General features: G+C 74.3%; 23 protein-coding genes. 6 read left to right on the forward strand and 17 right to left on the reverse strand.

The window, feature by feature from the left end:
• Positions 1 to 177 precede the first annotated feature (177 nt).
• Both ACGFS9_RS29545 and ACGFS9_RS29550 read right to left on the reverse strand, forming a co-directional pair.
• A complete protein-coding gene (locus ACGFS9_RS29545) occupies positions 178 to 1209 on the reverse strand; it encodes an asparaginase (protein ID WP_393257301.1) in 1032 nt (343 codons plus the stop codon).
• A gap of 139 nt (positions 1210 to 1348) precedes the next feature.
• Entirely contained in the window at positions 1349 to 2005 is a 657-nt protein-coding gene (locus tag ACGFS9_RS29550; RefSeq protein WP_393257303.1) for an AmfC protein, read from the reverse strand.
• Between the two features lie 195 nt (positions 2006 to 2200).
• On the opposite strand from ACGFS9_RS29550, the gene dtd reads away from it, so the two are divergent.
• A complete protein-coding gene (gene dtd, locus ACGFS9_RS29555; RefSeq protein ID WP_393257305.1) occupies positions 2201 to 2626 on the forward strand; it encodes a D-aminoacyl-tRNA deacylase in 426 nt (141 codons plus the stop codon).
• 75 nt (positions 2627 to 2701) lie between these two features.
• Here the strand turns inward: dtd and ACGFS9_RS29560 are convergent, their stop codons facing one another.
• The 6 genes from ACGFS9_RS29560 to ACGFS9_RS29585 all read right to left on the reverse strand — a co-directional run bounded on the left by ACGFS9_RS29560 (position 2702) and on the right by ACGFS9_RS29585 (position 7948).
• Positions 2702 to 3667: a YgfZ/GcvT domain-containing protein gene (locus ACGFS9_RS29560; protein ID WP_393257307.1), complete on the reverse strand. Its 966-nt coding sequence runs from the start codon at positions 3665 to 3667 to the stop codon at positions 2702 to 2704.
• Positions 3668 to 3701: 34 nt separating this feature from the next.
• Entirely contained in the window at positions 3702 to 4169 is a 468-nt protein-coding gene (locus ACGFS9_RS29565) for a Fur family transcriptional regulator (RefSeq protein ID WP_393257309.1), read from the reverse strand.
• Between the two features lie 122 nt (positions 4170 to 4291).
• Positions 4292 to 4867, reverse strand: a complete 576-nt coding sequence (locus tag ACGFS9_RS29570) for an FABP family protein (protein ID WP_393257311.1) — start codon at positions 4865 to 4867, stop codon at positions 4292 to 4294.
• Positions 4868 to 5130: 263 nt separating this feature from the next.
• Positions 5131 to 6096, reverse strand: a complete 966-nt coding sequence (locus ACGFS9_RS29575; protein ID WP_393257313.1) for a hypothetical protein — start codon at positions 6094 to 6096, stop codon at positions 5131 to 5133.
• Entirely contained in the window at positions 6093 to 7205 is a 1113-nt protein-coding gene (locus ACGFS9_RS29580; protein ID WP_393257315.1) for a hypothetical protein, read from the reverse strand. The genes ACGFS9_RS29575 and ACGFS9_RS29580 overlap by 4 nt, the downstream gene beginning before the upstream one ends.
• Positions 7202 to 7948 (reverse strand): hypothetical protein, encoded by a 747-nt coding sequence (locus tag ACGFS9_RS29585; RefSeq protein ID WP_393257317.1) that lies wholly within the window; start codon positions 7946 to 7948, stop codon positions 7202 to 7204. Before ACGFS9_RS29585 ends, ACGFS9_RS29580 begins: the two co-directional genes overlap by 4 nt.
• Positions 7949 to 8264: 316 nt before the next feature.
• Here ACGFS9_RS29585 and ACGFS9_RS29590 point away from each other — a divergent pair, with 316 nt between their 5' ends.
• The gene (locus ACGFS9_RS29590) at positions 8265 to 8627 is read left to right on the forward strand and encodes a DsrE family protein (protein ID WP_393257319.1); all 363 of its coding nucleotides are present in this window, start codon (positions 8265 to 8267) and stop codon (positions 8625 to 8627) included.
• Positions 8628 to 8700: 73 nt separating this feature from the next.
• Here ACGFS9_RS29590 and ACGFS9_RS29595 read toward each other — a convergent pair whose 3' ends face one another.
• The 9 genes from ACGFS9_RS29595 to ACGFS9_RS29635 form a co-directional block, all read right to left on the reverse strand.
• Entirely contained in the window at positions 8701 to 9117 is a 417-nt protein-coding gene (locus ACGFS9_RS29595) for a VOC family protein (RefSeq protein WP_393257321.1), read from the reverse strand.
• 66 nt (positions 9118 to 9183) lie between these two features.
• On the reverse strand, positions 9184 to 9447 hold the full coding sequence (locus ACGFS9_RS29600; protein WP_393257323.1) for a DUF3099 domain-containing protein: 264 nt from the start codon (positions 9445 to 9447) through the stop codon (positions 9184 to 9186).
• A 163-nt stretch (positions 9448 to 9610) separates the two neighbouring features.
• A complete protein-coding gene (locus ACGFS9_RS29605) occupies positions 9611 to 9898 on the reverse strand; it encodes a DUF1416 domain-containing protein (protein WP_393257325.1) in 288 nt (95 codons plus the stop codon).
• 31 nt (positions 9899 to 9929) lie between these two features.
• Positions 9930 to 10775, reverse strand: a complete 846-nt coding sequence (locus ACGFS9_RS29610) for a sulfurtransferase (protein ID WP_393257327.1) — start codon at positions 10773 to 10775, stop codon at positions 9930 to 9932.
• A gap of 148 nt (positions 10776 to 10923) precedes the next feature.
• Positions 10924 to 11004 carry a putative leader peptide gene (locus ACGFS9_RS29615; RefSeq protein ID WP_350310325.1) on the reverse strand — a complete coding sequence of 27 codons (81 nt, stop codon included), beginning with the start codon at positions 11002 to 11004 and terminating at the stop codon, positions 10924 to 10926.
• Positions 11005 to 11253: 249 nt separating this feature from the next.
• Positions 11254 to 11997, reverse strand: a complete 744-nt coding sequence (locus ACGFS9_RS29620) for a DUF2993 domain-containing protein (RefSeq protein ID WP_393257329.1) — start codon at positions 11995 to 11997, stop codon at positions 11254 to 11256.
• 170 nt (positions 11998 to 12167) lie between these two features.
• Positions 12168 to 13424 (reverse strand): hypothetical protein, encoded by a 1257-nt coding sequence (locus tag ACGFS9_RS29625; RefSeq protein WP_393257330.1) that lies wholly within the window; start codon positions 13422 to 13424, stop codon positions 12168 to 12170.
• Between the two features lie 8 nt (positions 13425 to 13432).
• Positions 13433 to 13687, reverse strand: coding sequence for a MoaD/ThiS family protein (locus tag ACGFS9_RS29630; protein WP_393257332.1), 255 nt, complete (start codon positions 13685 to 13687; stop codon positions 13433 to 13435).
• A gap of 127 nt (positions 13688 to 13814) precedes the next feature.
• Positions 13815 to 14711 carry an alpha/beta hydrolase family protein gene (locus ACGFS9_RS29635; protein WP_393257334.1) on the reverse strand — a complete coding sequence of 299 codons (897 nt, stop codon included), beginning with the start codon at positions 14709 to 14711 and terminating at the stop codon, positions 13815 to 13817.
• A gap of 252 nt (positions 14712 to 14963) precedes the next feature.
• On the opposite strand from ACGFS9_RS29635, the gene ACGFS9_RS29640 reads away from it, so the two are divergent.
• From ACGFS9_RS29640 to ACGFS9_RS29655, 4 genes are all read left to right on the forward strand, one after another.
• Positions 14964 to 15812: a winged-helix domain-containing protein gene (locus ACGFS9_RS29640; RefSeq protein WP_393257336.1), complete on the forward strand. Its 849-nt coding sequence runs from the start codon at positions 14964 to 14966 to the stop codon at positions 15810 to 15812.
• A gap of 23 nt (positions 15813 to 15835) precedes the next feature.
• The gene (locus ACGFS9_RS29645) at positions 15836 to 16858 is read left to right on the forward strand and encodes a LacI family DNA-binding transcriptional regulator (RefSeq protein ID WP_393257338.1); all 1023 of its coding nucleotides are present in this window, start codon (positions 15836 to 15838) and stop codon (positions 16856 to 16858) included.
• A gap of 565 nt (positions 16859 to 17423) precedes the next feature.
• Positions 17424 to 18626 carry a S1C family serine protease gene (locus ACGFS9_RS29650; protein WP_393257340.1) on the forward strand — a complete coding sequence of 401 codons (1203 nt, stop codon included), beginning with the start codon at positions 17424 to 17426 and terminating at the stop codon, positions 18624 to 18626.
• Between the two features lie 16 nt (positions 18627 to 18642).
• Positions 18643 to 18822: a hypothetical protein gene (locus ACGFS9_RS29655; RefSeq protein WP_393257342.1), complete on the forward strand. Its 180-nt coding sequence runs from the start codon at positions 18643 to 18645 to the stop codon at positions 18820 to 18822.
• Positions 18823 to 18861: the final 39 nt, after the last annotated feature.

Below are 18861 nucleotides of genomic sequence, written 5' to 3' on the forward strand. Positions count from 1 at the left end.
GGGGGGCGTTTCACCTGGTGTTGGGGCGCGCCCCGCCCGGCTTATGGCCCCCCGCGGCCCGCCGCCCGGGCCGCCGGGGCCCCCGCCGGGAGGGGAGCCGGAAGGGAGCCCGGTCGGCCACCTCTCCCGCGGCCCGGCGCGCCCCTGGTGGGCCGCCCGGGCCGCGGGTCGGGCCGGTCAGAAGGCGGCCCGGATCTCGCCCACCTCGCGGCCCGCGCCCAGCAGGGGCGTTCGGGCTATCTTCGGCAGCACCGGGGACGTGACGTCCAGGAGGGTCAGGGCGCGGGCCAGGACCGGGCCCAGGGCGCGGGTGGCCCCGTCGTCGACCTTGAACGCCAGGGCGCGGCCGTCCGGGAGCGCGACCGCCTGGACCGCCTCGGCGCCCATCTTGGACAGCGCGCCGGGGATCTCCCGCATCAGCCAGGTGTCGGGCCGCCGGGTGCCCGCGACGTACTCGGGGTGCGCGCGCATGGCGTCGGCGACCCGGCGTTCCGCGGAACCGGGGGCGGCCAGGACGAAGTGGCGGAAGGCACGGGCGAGGCCGGTCAGCCCGATGGCCATCAGGGGCGCCCCGCAGCCGTCCGTGCCCACCGCCGCGACCTGTTCGCCCGACGCCTCCTCGACCACCGTGCGGATGAGTTCCTGGAGGGGGTGCCCGGGGTCGAGGTAGGACTCGGTGGGCCAGCCGCGCCGCAGGCAGACCGCGAGCATCGCGGTGTGCTTGCCGGAGCAGTTCATGGTGACCCGGTCCCGTACGGCGCCGGAGGCCAGGTAGGTCTCCGCCTCGACGGCGTCGAGCGGCAGGTCGGGCGGGCACTGGAGCTGGTCCCCGGTCAGGCCGTGCTCGACGAGCATCTTCCGGACCAGGTCGCGGTGGAAGATCTCCCCGGAGTGGCTGGCGGCGGCGAGGGCGAGGCGCTCCCCGGACAGGTCCAGGCCCGCGCGCAGCACACCCGCCGCCTGCATGGGCTTGTTGGCCGAGCGGGGGAAGACCGGCGCGGTCACGTCGCCGAGCGCGAGGTCGACCGTGCCGTCGGCGGCGAGCAGCACCAGGCTGCCGCGGTGGCGGCCCTCGACGAAACCGGACCGTACGACCTCGGCGAGGACCGGCGGGGCGGCGGGCGAGGAGAGGTCCCCGGCGGGGGCGGGCGCGGCGGACGCGCCGTCCGGCGTGACGGGCTCTTCGGGGGTGCGGGGGGCGACGGGCATCGGCGGTGGCCTTCCGGGACGGGACCCGCCCGGAGCGCGGCGCCCGGGGTGTGCCCGGACCGCGTCCGCCTGCGCGGAGCGAGCCGCGCCGCCAGGTCCCGGCGCGCCTCCGGGCCCCGGGGTCGCCTGGGCCGCCGCGTCACATGAGCAGGTCGTCTACTTGTGCTTCGCCTTCACGGTACCTGCGGGCGATCTCGGCGCTGCAGTCGTCCGCCGTGCGCTGGAGCTGCTGCCGCTGCCGGGAGACCTGCCGCTCGTAGCGCACCAGGCGGCCGAGACCCGCGCCCAGCTCGTCGTCCGTCCGGGCGTCCAGGTCCGACAGCTCGACCTCGGCGAGCATGTCGGCGGCGAGCGCGCGGTACTCCTCGCTGTGCGGGGTGCCCACGGTCACGTGCCGCGCCGAGGAGCGGGACCGGGCCGGGGCGTCCGTGAGGATCTCCGAGAGCCGCTCGACGACGGACGGCTCCCCCGCGGGCAGGAACGCCCGGTGCCCGGCGGTGACCCCGGCCGGCCGCGGCTCGCCGCGGCGCACGAGTTCGGCGCGCAGGATGTCGATCCGGCCCTGGAGGAGCCGCCGCACGTAGCTGAGGTCGGCCTCGTCCCGCTGGGCCTCCCGGCGCAGCGTCCGCAGCTCCGGCAGCCGCAGCACCCCGAGGTCGGGCCCGCCGGCACCGGCGGGCAGCGGGCCGCTGTCGACGCGCTGCACCGGCGGCCGGGACACCGTCCGGCCCGCCCGTGCGCTGGTGCGGGTCAACGACACGGCCCCGGGCTGTCGCCCCGTACTCGGTGTGCTCATCTGCCTCTACCGTCCCCTCGACCGGCGCGGTGCGCCCATCGGGCGCACCGCAACACCCCGCATCGTGCCACCCTCGGTGGTCGCTATGTGACCGAGTGCCCCCGATCGGCCCCGGATGGGGGGTTGGTAACCCCCGGAAATCACGCGAAGGGCCCGCAGCGGCTGCCGCCGGCGGGGCACGGCATCATGGTCGCCATGCGAGCGGTGGTGCAGAGGGTGGACGGCGCGAGCGTCGTCGTGGACGGCGAGACGGTCGGCGAGATCACCGGCGAGGGCCTGTGCGTCCTGGTCGGGGTGACGCACGAGGACACCGAGGACGAGGCGGCCCGGCTCGCCCGCAAGCTCTGGTCCGTCCGGATGCTCAGCGAGGAGCGGTCCTGCTCCGACATCGACGCGCCACTGCTGGTCGTCAGCCAGTTCACGCTGTACGGGGACGCCCGCAAGGGCCGCCGGCCCACCTGGAACGCGGCGGCGCCCGGAGAGGTCGCCGAGCCGCTCGTCGACGAGGTCGTGGCGCAGCTGCGCGCCCTGGGCGCCACCGTCGCCACGGGCCGCTTCGGCGCCCGGATGCGGGTGTCCCTCACCAACGACGGCCCGTTCACCGTCCTCCTGGAGATCTGAGGCCCCCGCCCCGCCCGTGCCCGGCCACGGCCCCGCCGCGGCCGGCTCGGCGCACCGGCCGGCCGCCGCTGCCGGCTACGGCTCGACCACGACCTCCTGCGCCGCCGCCGTGGCGTCCGCCGTCAGCGGGGCGTCCACGGGCACGTTGCGCTTGACGAGGGCGAGGGCGATCGGGCCCAGCTCGTGGTGGCGCACCGCGGTCGTGATGAAGCCGACCTTGCGGCCCTCGGGGCCGTCGGCCGTCAGACGCAGCTCGGTGCCGTGCGCGGGCAGGTGGACCTCGCTGCCGTCGAGGTGGAGGAAGACCAGGCGGCGCGGTGGCTTGCCGAGGTTCTGGACGCGCGCCACGGTCTCCTGACCGCGGTAGCAGCCCTTCTGGAGGTGCACGGCGGTGCCGATCCAGCCCAGCTCGTGCGGGATGGTGCGGTGGTCGGTCTCGAAACCGAGCCGGGGCCGGTGCTGCTCGACGCGCAGCGCCTCGTGGGCGAGCAGCCCGGCGGGCGGGCCCGCCTGCTCGGCGAAGGCGTCCAGGTCCGCGCGCGGCAGGAAGAGATCGCGGCCGTACGGCGTCTCGCGAACGACGACACCGTCCGGGAGGTCGGCGATCGAGCCGGCGGGGAGGTGGACGACCGCGATGTCGGCGGTGCGGTCGGCGACGTCGACGCGGTAGAAGAACTTCATCGACTCCAGGTAGGCGATGAGCGCCTCCTGGGTGTCCGGCTCGGTGTGCATCCAGACCGTCGTGCCGTCGTCCACGAGGTAGAGCGCGTGCTCGATGTGGCCGTTCGCCGAGAGGATCAGCGCCTCGGTGGCCCGGCCGGCCGGGAGGTCGGTGACGTGCTGGGTGAGCAGCAGGTGCAGCCAGGAGAGCCGGTCGTCGCCGGTGACGGTGACGACGCCGCGGTGCGAGAGGTCCACGAAGCCGAGGCCGTCGGCGAGGGCGCGCTGCTCGCGGAACAGGTCGCCGTAGTGCGCGGCGACGCCTTCGTCCACACCCTCGGCGGGCACGGCGCCGGGCAGGGACAGGAGGGAGCTCTTCATGGGCATACAGACTACGACGGTGGGCTCGTCGTTTTTATTTCTGCGGGCCGCCCGGCGGGACCGGGGGCGGCCCGCTCCGGTCGGCTCCGGCCGTGCAGTCCTTGCAGCGCCCGAAGATCGCGAAGTGCTTCATGTCGGTCTCGAAGCCGAAGGTGTCCCGGAGCTTCGCGGTGAACTCGGCGGCGACGGAGACGTCGGCCTCGATGACGCTCGTGCAGTCCCGGCACACGAGGTGGATGTGGTGGTGCCGGTCGGCCAGGTGGTACGTCGGCGCCCCGTGCCCGAGGTGGGCGTGGCTGACCAGTCCGAGCTCCTCCAGGAGCTCCAGGGTCCGGTAGACGGTGGAGATGTTGACCCCCGACGCCGTCTTGCGCACTTCCACGAGGATGTCGTCGGGGGACGCGTGCTCCAGGGTGTCCACTGCTTCGAGGACAAGCTGACGCTGCGGCGTCAGCCGGTAGCCGCGCTGCCTGAGGTCGCTCTTCCAGTCGGTGCTCACCACACGGGAAGTCTAGGACCATTCGCCGCCGTGGCGGCGGGACGGACGGCGGCCCGCGGCCCGCGGGCGGACCGGCCGCGGCGCTCGTGGCGGCGGCGGCCGGTCCCAGGGGGCCGGCGGTCGGCCTACTTGAAGAAGGCGATCCCGTCGTCCGGCATGTCGTCGGGCAGGTCCTTGGCCCAGCGCTCGACGTCCTCCGGGGTGACGGTCTTCTTCAGATGGCCGGACATGTAGGGGCGCAGCTCGACCTCGGGGGTCTGCTTCTCACCGACCCACATGAGGTCGCTGTTCACGTAGCCGTAGAGGCGCTTGCCGCCGCTGTACGGGCCGGAGGCGGCGGTGCGCGCCACGGCGTCCGTGACGAGGTCGATCTGGGGCTTCTTGTCGGCGAGCTCGCCGTACCAGATTTCGACGACGCCGTCGTCACGGGTCATCACGACCTCGACCTTGCGGTCGGCGTCGACCCGCCAGAAGCCGGACTCGGTCTCCAGCGGGCGGACCTTCCCGCCCTCGGCGTCGAGCACCCAGCTGTGCGAGCGGTACTCCAGGAAGTTCCGGCCGTCGTGGCGGAAACTGACCTCCTGCCCGAAGTTGCACTTCTCGGAGCCGGGGAAGTCGTGCACGCCGACTCCGGCCCAGTCGCCGAGCAGGAAGGCAAGGGGGACCAGGTCCTTGTGGAGGTCCGACGGGATCTCGATCATGAGCTGGGCAGTTCCTCGATGGGGGTCAGCGCTGGCCCTGGTACAGCTTCTTCACGGTCAGTCCGGCGAAGGCGAGCACGCCGACGCAGACCAGGACCAGAAGGGTTTCGAAGAAGATCTCCACGGGTGCTCCTCGGTGAGCGGAACGGGGTCCCCGACCCGGCGCGGCCGGAGACGGGGGAACGTACACAAGGCCGGGCCCCAGCTTACGCGGCCGGGGCCCCGCCCTCTCCTCCAGGTACGCCCTCCCGGGCCCGTCCGGCTCAGCCGAGCAGCTGGCTCTGCAGGACCACGGTCTGGCGGAACGGCACGCCCGGCGCGCTCCCCCGGCGGGACTGCACGACCAGGGCGATCGTGTCGCCCGCCGACAGATAGGCCTCACGGACCTGCTCGCGGCCGTAGGGCCTGCTCTCCGTGTAGGCGTACCGGGTGATGTTCTCGACCTCGGACTCGGCCGGGAAGTGCTCGTCCCGCTCGGTGGCCGCGGCACCGTCGAGCGCGAACCGCGGGGTGTCGTAGTTCGCCAGTTCGGTGGAGACCACCTCCTCCCCGACGGCGGCGGTGTCGAACCGGAGCAGGTAGATCCGGGTGCGGGTGCCGTCGGGCGTGGTCCACCCGCGCGCGGCGATGTGCCGCACCGCGTAGTCGGTCAGCAACCGGCCGACGGCCTCCCGGTCCGTCTTCTCGGCGAACTGGGACAGGAAGGTCTTCGTGGGCAGCCAGCCGTCGTCGCCGCGCAGCCCGGTGTCCGCGGTGGCGCCCCGCGGCGCGGGCAGCAGCAGCGCCCGCAGGTCGGCGGAGTGCGCGCCGCTCCCGCCGGGGCCGGCGAACGGGGCCGGGCTGCCGGACGGCAGCGGCGGCTTCGTGATCGCCGGGTAGTCCCAGCGCCCGTCGTCGCGCGTCGCGAGTCCGGGCACGTCGGTGCGTTCCATACGCGTGATGCCGTACGCGGCGGACGCTCCGACCGCGGCGAAGACCACCGTGGCGGCGGTCCAGCGCAGCACGGCGCGCAGCACCCGGCGGCCCTTCCGGGCCTTGACCGGGGGCTCCTCACCCACCAGGGGCGGCTCGGCCGGCGGGGGCGGCGCGGCGAACCCCGGGGCCGTGTCCGGCGCGTGGCCCGGCGCCCGGGGCCCGGACGAGGGCTGCGGCGCGGGGGCCGTGTCCGGAGCCGGCGGGGCGTCCGGCGCCGGTCTCGTCTCGCCGACCGGTGTCGTCTGCTCGGTCATACGGCCTCTCCCGGCTCCTGGATGCGGTCGAGCTGCTCGCGGAGCAGGTGCGCGACCCCCTTGGTGTTCATCGGCTTGGCCGCGTACGCGACGGCCTGGACCAGCACGTCGCCCTGGTAGGCGGAGCAGAGCATCATGTCGAGCTTCTGCTTCTCCGCCTTGGGCGGCAGGAAGCACTTGGCGTTCTTGTGGCCCTCGATCCTCGGCCCGGACCGGAAGATCGACAGGGCGTCGAGGAGCCCGTTCTGGAACGTCGACATGGTCCGCACGGCCCGCTTGTCCTCGATCTGGGCGAGCTGGACGCTGACGGTGAAGGTGCCGTCGTCCTTCCGCGTGGAGCCGCTGTACAGGTAGCTCCGCATGGCCATGCCCTTGGTGTGCTGCTTGTCGATCTCCTTCTCGATCCGGCGGCGCTGGGAGCGCGGCAGGTCGCGGACCCCCTCCTTGCGCAGGGCCGCGGCCTCGCCTCCGCTGAGCGCGGCGTCGGAGCCGAACCGGCCCATGTCGGGACCCTGGACGTAGTCGTCGCCGTACGGCACCAGCATCGCGGCAAGCGGCGAGGCGGGCTTGCGCTCGCCCGCCTCGGCCTTCGCGGGCGCCGGGAACTTCCAGGACGGTGCGCCCGCGTCACGGTCGGCGTCCCGGACGGTCACGACGGTGTAGGCGCCGCCCGCGACGACGGCGCCGACGAGCAGGACGGCACCGGCGACGGCGGCGACCCGGCCGCGGCGGACACGCTTCCCGCCGGGCTCGCCCGCACCGGGGGCCACTCCTACGGGGATGTCCTGTGCCGGGGCCTGCGCCGCGCCGGACCCCGCAGCCGCCGCGCCGTCCGCGTTCCCGGGGCTCACAGGGCTCAAGCCGTCCCGCCCGCTCTCCGAACCCTCCGGGCTCTGCCTGTCCTCCGGACGCTTCGGATTCCCCGGGCTCTGCGCGTCCTCCCCGCTCCCCGGGCTCTGCGCGCTCCCCGGGCTCTCCGGGCTCTCCGGGCTCTCCGGCTTCTCCGGCCGCTGCCCGTTCTCCAGGCTCTCCAGGTTCTCCGGGTTCCCCAGGCTCCGCGCGTTCCCCGCGCTCTCCGCGCTCTCCGGGTGGGTGGGTCGGTCGCTCACAGCCGCTCCAACTGACGCTCGGCCAGGTCCATGATCTTCGCCTTCGGGATCGGCTTGGAGTCGAAGATCCAGATCTCCATGGCGATGTCACCGCGTGAGGCCGTCGCCAACGCCTTGTACTGGGGCAGGTAACCGGGCTTCCGCTCCGGCTTGAAGAGGTAGGCCATGCCGTCGTCCGCCCCGGGAACGGGCCAGCCGGTGGTGTCTTCCACGTTCCAGTCGCCGGCCCGTTCGAGGGCGGCGAGGGTCTCGTTCTGGCGGTACTGGATCAGCCGGATCTGGGTGTTGGCGGTGTTGCCGACGGACCAGGTGACGCCGGCGCCCCTGCGGAACTCCGCCTCGATCAGGTCGCCGAACACGCGGTCCGAATGCAGCAGGGTGCTCGCGTAGCCGGCCAGGTCCAGCCAGCCGTCCTGCTCCGGCGCCCAGGCGAGCGCCTTGGTGCCCTTGGGCCGCGGCAGCAGCAGCTTGCGCAGGTCGCCGTCCGTCGTGACGCGGTGGTCGTGGGCGGCGGACAGCGGCTCGGGGCCGTCGCCCTCGGCCTGGGCCACCACGGGCTGGGACAGCGGCGGCAGCCGGGTGGGCTCGCGCCCGGCCTGGACGACGAAGCCGGTACAGGTGCCGGCCACCAGGCCGAGCACCGCGGCCGTGGCGATCAGCAGGGCGGTACGCCCGCGCTTGCGCCGGGCCCGTGGTCCGGCCGCCGGCGGCGCGTCGACGGCGGCGGACTCGCCGGCGGGCACGGTCCCGGCGGGAGCGGCGAACGGCTCCGCGGCTGCGGGCTCCGCGACCCCGGCCGGCCCGGCCGCGGCGGGCGCGGGGGGCGCGACCTCGGCCGCCGGCGCGCTGTCGGGCCCACCCGGCCCGTCCGGTCTATCCGGTCTATCCGGTCTATCCGGTCTATCCGGTCTTTCGGATGCTTCGGGTACTTCCACGACGACCCCCCAGAGACGCAACGGAACGTGAAGCGCGAATTCCGAATCCGCGCGCACAGGAGACCCATGGCCCCTGCACGGGGTTGCCCGGATGATGATCACGATTCCGCATACGATGGCGGCCATGGCGAACAAGCTCGTGATCAAGGTGACGGCGGGGGCCGATGCCCCGGAACGCTGCTCACAGGCCTTCACCGTCGCGGCGGTGGCCGTGGCCAGCGGCGTCGACGTCTCGCTCTGGCTGACCGGGGAGTCCGCGTGGTTCGCGCTGCCCGGCCGGGCGGCGGAGTTCGAACTGCCGCACGCGGCACCGCTGCCCGACCTGGTCGACGCGATCCTGGCGGCGGGGCGCGTCACCCTGTGCACCCAGTGCGCGGCCCGGCGCGACATCACCGAGAAGGACGTCCTGGAGGGCGTGCGGATCGCCGGGGCCCAGGTGTTCGTGCAGGAGGCGATGGCGGACGGGACGCAGGCCCTCGTCTACTGACGGCCCGCGCCTGCCGGCGTCCGCCCGGGCCCGGGGGCCTCGGGGGCGCGGTCCCCGGGTCCCGGCGCCCGCCTCACCGGCGCGGCAGCGGCGCCGGCGCCTGGAGGCGGGGCCTGCGGCGGACGTCGACCCAGAGGCAGAAGGGATGGCCCGCCGGGTCGAACAGCACCCGTACGTCGTCCTGCGGCTGGTGGTCGGCGAGCCGGGCGCCCAGTTCCAGGGCCCGCCCGGTCTCCTCGGCCAGGTCGTCGACCTCGATGTCGAGGTGCAGCATCATGCGCTGGTCGCCGGGGCCGGCCGGCCACACGGGCGGGGTGTAGAGCGGCTCGGTCTCGAAGGCGAGCGCGGTGCCCTCGAAGGGCGGGCCGATGAGCACCCAGTGCGCCTCCTCGGCCCGCACGGAGTACCCGAGCAGCCGCTGGTAGAAGTCGGCGAGCTTGTGGGCGTCGGGTGCGTCCAGCACCACCGTGGACAATCTCGTGCGCGACATGTCAGCCCTCCGCACCGCTCCCGCCGAGCGCCCGGCCGCCGCCGTCCGGGGCGGGGCCGCCGCCGGCTAGCGCTGCCGTCGTTTCTTGCCGTCCAGCTCGTCCCACCACTCGTCGGAGGTCGCGTCGCCGGACGGGTCGTCCCACCACCGGTCCTCGGGCCCGCGCCGGTTGGCCACCATGGCGGCGACCGGCGGGATCACCATGGCCACCACGCACATGGCGACGGCCGCCGGCACCGACCACAGCCGTACGACGCCCCAGGCGAGGACGAACAGCGTGATGCACGTCCCCATCATCGCGAAGTACACGTGCCGCCTGCGTGCGTACATACCTCCAGCGTAGGCCCGGACACCCGGTCCGGCGCCCCGCCCGGCGCCGGCCGTCCGCCGGGCACGGCGAAGGGCCGCACCCCGATCCGGTAAGCGTCCAACCCCCGGGGGTGCGGCCCTTCGCCGTCGCTTCCGGCCGCCGTCCGGGACGGCGGCCGGCGGGTCAGACGGCGATCGCGACCTCGGCGAGGCCGCCCGTCTGCGCCACGACCGTGCGGTCGGCGGTGCCGCCGGGGACCAGCGCGCGGACGGTCCAGGTGCCCTCGGCCGCGTAGAAGCGGAACTGGCCCGTGGCGGAGGTGGGCACCTCCGCGGTGAACTCGCCGGTCGCGTCCAGGAGGCGGACGTAGCCCGTCACCGGCTCGCCGTCACGGGTCACCTGGCCCTGGATGGTCGTCTCACCGGGCTTGATCGTCGAGGCGTCGGGGCCGCCGGCCTTCGCTCCACACATATGTCAGTTCCGTCCTTGAGGCCTTGAGGGGTTACTTGTTGGCGCCGAGCTCGATCGGCACGCCGACGAGGGAGCCGTACTCGGTCCACGAGCCGTCGTAGTTCTTCACGTTCGGCACGCCGAGCAGCTCGTGCAGCACGAACCAGGTGAGCGCGGAGCGCTCGCCGATGCGGCAGTACGCGATGGTGTCCTTGGCGAGGTCGACCTGCTCGCCGGCGTAGAGCTCCTTGAGCTCGTCGTCCGACTTGAAGGTGCCGTCGTCGTTGGCGTTCTTCGACCACGGGATGTTGCGGGCGCTCGGGACGTGGCCCGGGCGCTGCGACTGCTCCTGCGGGAGGTGCGCCGGGGCGAGCAGCTTGCCGCTGAACTCGTCGGGCGAGCGGACGTCGACGAGGTTCTGCGCGCCGATCGCGGCGACGACGTCGTCGCGGAAGGCGCGGATCGCGGTGTTCTGCGGCTTGGCCTTGTAGGCGGTCGCTGCGCGCTCGGGGACCTGCCCGCCGTCCACCAGGTCGCGGGAGTCCAGCTCCCACTTCTTGCGGCCGCCGTCGAGGAGCTTCACGTTCTCGTGGCCGTAGAGCTTGAAGTACCAGTAGGCGTAGGACGCGAACCAGTTGTTGTTGCCGCCGTAGAGCACGACGAGCGTGTCGTTGGCGATGCCCTTCGCCGAGAGGAGCTTCTCGAAGCCCTCCTGGTCGATGAAGTCGCGGCGGACCGGGTCCTGGAGGTCCTTGGTCCAGTCGATCCGGATGGCGTTGCGGATGTGGTTCTTCTCGTACGCCGAGGTGTCCTCGTCGACCTCGACGACGGCCACGTTCGGGTCGTCCAGGTGGTCCTGGACCCAGTCGGCGTCTACCAGGACGTCCGTGCGGCTCATGCTCGTTCTCCTCCGGGGCAGGTGCGGCGGGGTGGTGCGTGGGAGAGGGTGCGCGGTGGTGCAGGCCGGTGGGGCCGCACGGCGCGGGGGGCGGCCCTGACGAGAGAGGTCCAAGGGCCCGGCTCGCGGAAGACGGGAACGCTTCCGCTCAGAAGGTGCGACAGAGCATGGCGGCGACGCGGCACAGGTCGACTGCCCGCCGCTTCGTGAGGTCCGCCTGTCGCTTCATGCGTCCGATCGTAGGGACGGACGGGCGGGCATGTCACCGGCGTGTCGCATGGTGAGACACGATCGTCCGTATGGCGGGACGCGATCCGGTCGAACGCAGCAGCCGCACGGGTCGCGGGCCATCCGCCCGGGCCGCGCGCCGGAAGGGCATCTGCGGTGCGGACACGACCGTCTCGCCCCTCGGACACCAGCTCGCCGCGGACCCCTTCCGGACCCCCGACGGCCCCGGGACGCGCGCCGCCCGCGGGGCCTACCCGGCCTGCCCGACCAGGCTGACGTCCGAGCCCTTCACGGAGATCTCGACGCCGTCCGAGGCCGCCCGCACCGCGTCCAGCTCGATGCCGCCGGGCAGCTTGCGGATCTTCTGCTCGAAGTCGGTGACCGACCGGATCGGGCCCTCCACGAGCTGGGTGTCGCCGATCCTGGGCAGTGAGTCGGCGTGCACCCGCACGGTGTCGCCGGAGACCGTCACGGAGCTGAGCACCGAGACGGCAGGAAGCTTCTTACCGAGGAGCTTCGAGGAAAGGGTGACCTTGATCTTTCCGTTGCCGCCGTCGGACAGCCCGGTGACCTGCGCGCTGATGCCCGGAGCGACGTTGCCCGGCTCCGACCCGGCGGCCTTGAGCAGCTCGTCGTACGCGATCGTGGCCGTGCCGGTGGCCCGCGCGGCGGTGGCGGAGCTGAAGTCGCCGCTGAAGGCGACCCCGTGCATCTCGGCCCGCAGATCGTCGATCCGGACGGTGCCGGCGGAGGTGCCCGTCGACGCCTCGTAGTCCTTGATGCCGATCTTCACGTCGTCCAGCTCGCGGCCGGCGACCTGGGTGAGGAACGGGAAGCCCTCGATGGAGACGTCGGGGGTGTTCGCCAGCCCCTCCGTGCTCTTGATGCGGTCCGCCGCCCGGTCCTCGGCGAAGTTGACCGCCACCCGGTCGGCGATCACGAAGAGGCCGCCCAGGACGACCGCCAGGATCAGGAAGATTCGCAGTGCGCGCATGCTCGGTGTTCCCCCACTAGGACGGCCCCGTCTGGTCGGCCTGGTTGCCGCCTGTCGCGAGCCTAATCACGAAGGGCCCCCGTGCAGGGGGCCCTTCGTGGTGGTTGTCGATCACCTGTGACGATTCGGCACGGCCGGAACGGCCGGAACGCGGTGCCGGGAACCGGCCGTCAGCCCAGGGCCCGGCCCAGCAGGTAGACCGCGGGTGCGGCGGCGGCCAGCGGCAACGCCACGCCCGCCGTGAAGTGCACGAACCGGGACGGGTAGTCGTAACTGGCGACCCGGTGCCCGATCAGCGCGCACACCCCGGCCCCGAGGCCGAGGAACGCTCCTCGGGTGCCCAGGTCCGTCATCCCGCCGACCGCGATGCCGGCACCCGCGGCGGCCAGCAGCGCGACCACCACGGAGGCGGCGGTGGGCAGCGGCAGCGCACGGGCCAGGACCGCCGCCGCGACCGCCGCGGCGCCCACGCTCACCGCCTCGGGCTCGGCCGCGAGGTGCCCGGCCGCGATGACGGCGAGCGCCGTGGAGGCGACGGTGGCCATCAGGCCGTACATCCGCGTGTCCGGGTCCGCGTGGCTGCGCAGTTGCAGCACGAGGGTGAGCAGCACCCACACGCCGAGGGTGCCGAAGATCGCGGCGGGCGCGTTGTCCCGGCCGGCCGCGAGCAGCGCGACGTCGGCCGTCAGCGCACCGGCGAAGGCCAGCGCGATGCCCTGGCGGGCCGGCCACATCCCGTTCAGCCGGAACCAGCCCGCCGCGGTGACGGCCTGGAGCACGACCAGCGGGACGACGAGCGCCCAGCTGCCGACGGCCGCCGCCCCCGAGAGCAGCAGGGCGAGCAGCGCCGTCAGCGCGGCCGGCTGGATGCCGGGCTCGATGATCGGGGAGCGCCCCTCGGCCCGCGCGCGCTGGGCGTCGGTGATCCGGGCGTTGCCGGTGACGGTCGCGGGCCCGTAGGCGGAGGTGGCGTCGGCCGCGACCTCGGCGGGCGTCGCGTCGGCGAGCGGGATGCCGTCGGGCCTGATCCGGACTCCGACCTCCTCGGCGACCGACGGCTGGGACACGGCGGGCGCGGGTTCCGCGTCCCACGGCCGCGCGGCGGCCTCGGCAGGCGGCGGCCCGCCCGCGGCGCCGTGGTGGCCCTGCGGCTCGCCGTGGCCCTCGGAGCCCGGCGCACCGCCGTAGGACTGGTAGCCCTGCGGCGGCAGGTAGGCGGTGTCGGCGGCGGGCACGGAGGTGTGGGTCTGCGCCTCCCAGGTCTGCCCCTCCCACTGCTGGGTGGCCTGCTGCCAGTCGCCCTGCCCCTGCGGCTCCTGCGGCCGGCCCGGGTCCCGGTGCTCCTGGTCCTGGCGGCGCCGAGGCTGCCCGTAGGGGTCGTACTCCTCGTACTCCTCGTAGCGGCCCTCGTACGGCTGGTTGCTCATCGTCTCGCTCACCCTCCTGCGAACGGCGGGAGCACCTCGACCGTGCCGCCCTCGGCCAGCCGTACCGTCTCATGCCCTCGGGTGCCCACGGGGTCACCGTCGACGAGGAACGAGCATCGCCGCAGGACGCGGACCAGCTCGCCGGGGTGTCGCTCGCGGGCCGCGTCGAGGGCCTCGTCGAGCGTGCCCGCCTCGTACGGCTCCTCGGCGACGCCTGCCGCGGCCTTGGCGGCGGCCCAGTAACGCACCGTGCCCTTTGCCATCTCGTTCCTCAATCAGCGGTTCGGTGTCTGCGTGTGCCGGCGTGTGCCGGTGCCCTCGCGCCACGGGTCCCGCGGGCCGGTCCGTCCTGGCCGGCCCGCGGCCTGGTCGCGCGCGGACCCCGCCAGGCTAGCCCGCGCGGGCGACGGCCCAGTCACCGATCCGGGCGAGCAGGTCGTCCGGGGCCGCGTTCTCCGCGTGCCCCATGCCGTGCTCCAGCCACAGTTCGGCGTGGCCGCCGGACGCCTGGGCCAGCATCCGCGGGTGGTCGACGGGGAAGTAGCCGTCCCGGTCCCCGTGCACGACGAGCAGCGGGGTCGGCGCGATGTACGGGACGCACTCGACGGGGGAGGCGGGCACCGGGTCCCACTCCCGGGCCTGGATACGGGTGCGCAGACCCAGCCGGCCCACCATCCGTCCCTCGGGGCGGGTCACCAGCCAGTGCAGCCGCCGCATCGGGGCGGTGCCCCGGTAGTACCAGCGGGCCGGCGAGCTGACCGAGACCACCGCGTCCGTACGCGCCTCCGCGCGCCCCTCGCGCTCCCCGTGCTCCCCGTGCTCCCCCCGGTCGGGGCCGGGTGGCCCGGCCGGGACCGCCGTCCCGTACAGCGCCGCGTGCCGCAGCACCACGGAGCCGCCCATCGAGAAACCCACGGTGACGATCCGGGTGTGCCCGAGCTCCCGGGCCCAGGCGACGGCCGCGGCCAGGTCGTGGACCTCCCGGTCGCCGACCGTGGACCGGCCGCCGGAGCCGCCGTGACCTCGGAAGGAGAAGGTGACGACCGCCCCTCGGGCCGCGAGGACGCCGGCCGCGCGCCGCACGTGCGGGCGGTCCAGATCGCCGGTGAACCCGTGCGCCAGCACGAACGCGAGGTCGCCGCCCGGCCGCTCTCCGGGGTCGTGGGCCGCGTCGATCGTCACGCCGTCGACGGTGCGCAGAGACGTCCGCGCGCGGGCGCGCGGCGCCGTCTCACGGTGTGGACTCTCGGACGATCGCGTCACGTGACCTGCCGGACCTGGGCTCATGTGGGCTATTCTGCTGGGCATGAGGACTCGGGCAGAGTAGCCCCCGGGTCCTTTTGTGCTTTCAGGACCGTTGTATACGACGCGGGAAACCGCAGGTGTACGGGGTCCCGGAGGCGCGGCGGACCCCGGGGCGCGGAGTCCGCGAGCAGAGAGCAGTGCCGCAAACGTCCTCGCAGGGACCGAGGAGGAACCAGACGTTATGGGCGAGCGAACCGTGCACGAACGCAGGACGACCCGGGCGGGTGAGGTGCGATGAGTGCACTGTTGCTCCTGACCAACGCCCTCCAGCCGTCGACGGAGGTGCTTCCCGCTCTCGGCCTGCTGCTGCACACCGTGCGCGTGGCGCCCGCCGAAGGCCCCGCTCTCGTCGACACCCCCGGTGCCGACGTCATCCTCATCGACGGACGCCGCGACCTCCCGCAGGTCCGCAGCCTGTGCCAGCTGCTGCGGTCCACGGGCCCCGGCTGTCCGCTCGTCCTCGTCGTGACGGAGGGCGGTCTCGCGGCCGTCACCGCCGACTGGGGCATCGACGACGTGCTCCTCGACACCGCCGGCCCGGCCGAGGTCGAGGCGCGGCTGCGGCTCGCCATGGGCCGCCAGCAGATCGTCAACGACGACTCCCCCATGGAGATCCGCAACGGCGACCTCTCCGTGGACGAGGCGACCTACAGCGCCAAGCTCAAGGGCCGGGTCCTGGACCTGACCTTCAAGGAGTTCGAGCTCCTGAAGTACCTCGCGCAGCACCCCGGACGCGTCTTCACCCGCGCCCAGCTCCTCCAGGAGGTCTGGGGCTACGACTACTTCGGCGGTACGCGGACGGTCGACGTGCACGTACGGCGGCTGCGCGCGAAGCTCGGGCCCGAGCACGAGTCGCTCATCGGCACGGTCCGCAACGTCGGATACCGCTTCGTCACCCCCGAGAAGGCGGAGCGCGCCGGCGCGGGCGCCTCCCGGTCCGGCGAGGCCGAGCCGCAGGGCGGCCCGCGGACCGCCCCGGCGAAAACGGACGATGCGGACGACTCGGCACACCTGGACGCCACCGCTCCCGCGGAGGCCCCCGCCGCGTCACGGGAAGCCGCCGTACGCCCTGCCCAGAGGTAGGTCCATCCGCGTAGACTCCGCGCGTGGCCAAGGTGACTCGGGATGATGTGGCACGACTGGCGGGTACGTCGACCGCCGTGGTCAGCTATGTCATCAACAACGGACCCCGGCCGGTCGCCCCGGCCACGCGCGAGCGCGTCCAGGCGGCGATCAAGGAGCTGGGGTACCGGCCCGACCGGGTCGCCCAGGCCATGGCCTCACGGCGGACGGAACTCATAGGGCTGATCGTGCCCGACGCGCGCCAGCCCTTCTTCGGGGAGATGGCGCACGCGGTCGAACAGGCCGCCGCCGAGCGCGGGAAGATGGTCCTGGTCGGCAACTCCGACTACGTCGCCGAGCGCGAGGTCCACTACCTGCGCGCCTTCCTCGGGATGCGGGTCTCCGGGCTGATCCTGGTCAGCCACGCGCTGAACGACCACGCCGCCGCCGAGATCGACGCCTGGGACGCCCGGGTGGTGCTGCTGCACGAGCGCCCCGAGGCGATCGACGACGTCGCCGTCGTCACCGACGACATAGGGGGCGCCCAGCTCGCCACCCGGCACCTCCTGGAGCACGGGTACGCCTACGTCGCCTGCCTCGGCGGCACCGCCGAGACGCCCGCCGTCGGCGACCCCGTCTCCGACCACGTCGAGGGCTGGCGGCGCGCCATGCAGGAGGCCGGCCTCTCCACCGAGGGCCGTCTCTTCGAGGCCCCCTACAACCGCTACGACGCCTACCGGGTCGGCCTGGAGCTGCTCGCCGGACCGGACCGGCCGCCCGCCATCTTCTGCTCGACCGACGACCAGGCGATCGGCGTGCTGCGGGCCGCCCGCGAGCTGCGCATCGACGTGCCGGGGCAGCTCGCCGTCGCCGGGTTCGACGACGTCAAGGAAGCGGCGCTGACCGACCCGCCGCTCACCACCATCGCCTCGGACCGCTCGGCGATGGCCCGCGCCGCCGTCGACCTCGTACTCGACGACGGCCTGCGCGTGGCCGGGTCCCGCCGCGAACGGCTGAAGCAGTTCCCCTCGCGGCTGGTGGTACGCCAGTCCTGCGGCTGCGACTAGGACGGGTCGCGGCCGGGACGGTCCCCCGGCGCGCGAGACCCGGCACGGCACCGCGCCAGGTTGCCGCATCCCCCGGGCCCCCCGCCGCGGGGGCGGGGCTCCGCCGTGCGCCGCACCGCCCCGGACGCCGCGAGCCGTCCGGCGGGCCTCTCCACTCACCGCACCGGGTCCGCCGGGTCCCGGCGGACCCGCGGCACGGCCCGCACGCGGCCGGGCACGACCACGACCGTGGGCACGGGCACGGGCACGGGCACGGGTACGGGTACGGGCACGGCGAGGGTCTCCGTACGTGCAGCCGGGGCCGCGGGGCCCCGGGCGTCCCGCGGTCCGCTCCCGCACCCGGCCCGTCGCGCCCGCCCACGACTCCCCGCGGATCACCGCCGCCCGCCCGCCGCGCGGTACCGGGGACGCCCGCGCCGGAGAGCCGGCGGCCTCAGGAGGCAGGGCCCGGCGGACCCGCTCCCCGGCGGCGCGGAGTGGCCTTTATATCGGGCATACGAGGTTCTGTCGGGCTTCTCAGCGGCCGCTCAGGGAGCTCTCATGATCCGGGGACAGGCTTCTCGACATGACCGAGAGCTTCCGCCGCAGCGGCGAGTACCCCCAGGGCGACGACCACGGGTCCGCGTACCCCCGGCAGCAGTCGCACCCCTCCTCATCCCCCGTTGACCCCGAGTGGCCCCCGCCGCCGGCGCACCGGCCGGCCCCGCCGTACCAGGCCGAGCCGGGCACCACCGTGTGGCCGGGCTCCGGTCACGGCGGCGGCCACGGCGGTGACGGCCACGGGGCCGGCCCCCACGGCGGACACCCCGGCGCCGACGCCTCCGGCTCCACCGCGGTCTTCGCGGCGCCGCCCGCGCCGCCGGAGGGACCGGCCGCCACCCGGCGGCGGCGCTCCAAGGGCCCGTTCGCCCTGCTCGCCGCCGTCGCGATCGTGGCCGCGGCGATCGGCGGCGGCACCGCCTACGGCATCCAGGAGCTGACCGGCAACGACACCGCGGCCTCCAGCAGCACCAGCACCAGCGTGGTGCCCACCAGCCAGAAGGGCACCGTCTCGGGCGTCGCCAAGGCGGTCGGCCCGAGCATCGTCGAGGTCGGCGCCACCTCGAACGCGGGCTCCTCCACCGGGTCGGGCGTGATCATCACGACCGGCGGCGAGATCGTCACCAACAACCACGTCGTCTCGGGCGCCTCCGCGATCAAGGTGCGGCTGAGCGACGGCACGTCGCACGCGGCGAGCGTCGTCGGCACCGACAGCAAGAAGGACCTCGCGCTCATCAAGCTGGACGACGCCCCCTCCGGGCTGAAGGCCGCGACCCTCGGCGACTCCGACGGCGTCCAGGTCGGCGACCAGGTCGTCGCGATCGGCTCCCCCGAGGGCCTGACCGGCACCGTCACCAGCGGCATCGTCTCCGCCCTCGACCGGGACGTGACCGTCTCCACCGACGAGAGCCAGGGGCAGCGGCAGGGCGGCGGCGAGCAGTGGCCGTTCGAGTTCGGCGGACGCCAGTTCAACGGCGACACCGGCTCCTCCACCACCACGTACAAGGCCCTCCAGACCGACGCGTCGCTCAACCCGGGCAACTCCGGCGGCGCCCTCATCGACATGAACGGCAACATCGTCGGCATCAACTCCGCGATGTACTCGGCCGCCTCGGACTCCTCCTCGTCCTCGTCGAGTGCCGGAAGCGTCGGCCTCGGATTCGCCATCCCGATCAACACCGTCAAGTCCGACCTGGCCTCGCTGCGGGCCGGCGGCTCCGACGGCTGACCCCCCGGAGGTCGCCATGAAGATCCAGCACGTCGCGCACACGGCGGCCGGCGACGACCCGGCCGGACTCGGCCTGGCCCTCGCCGTCGCCCGCGCGCTGCACGCGCCGGCACGCAGGGCACCGGAGCTGGCCCCCGCCGCCTCCCGGCCCGCCGCGCGCCGCGCCCCGGCCCGCCGCCGTACCGTACGGAGCTGATCCCTGCCGGGCCCGCCCGGAACGTGCGAGGCTGACAGC

Origin of the sequence: Streptomyces sp. NPDC048566, assembly GCF_043199735.1 — a bacterium.
Classification (GTDB): Bacteria; Actinomycetota; Actinomycetes; order Streptomycetales; family Streptomycetaceae; genus Streptomyces.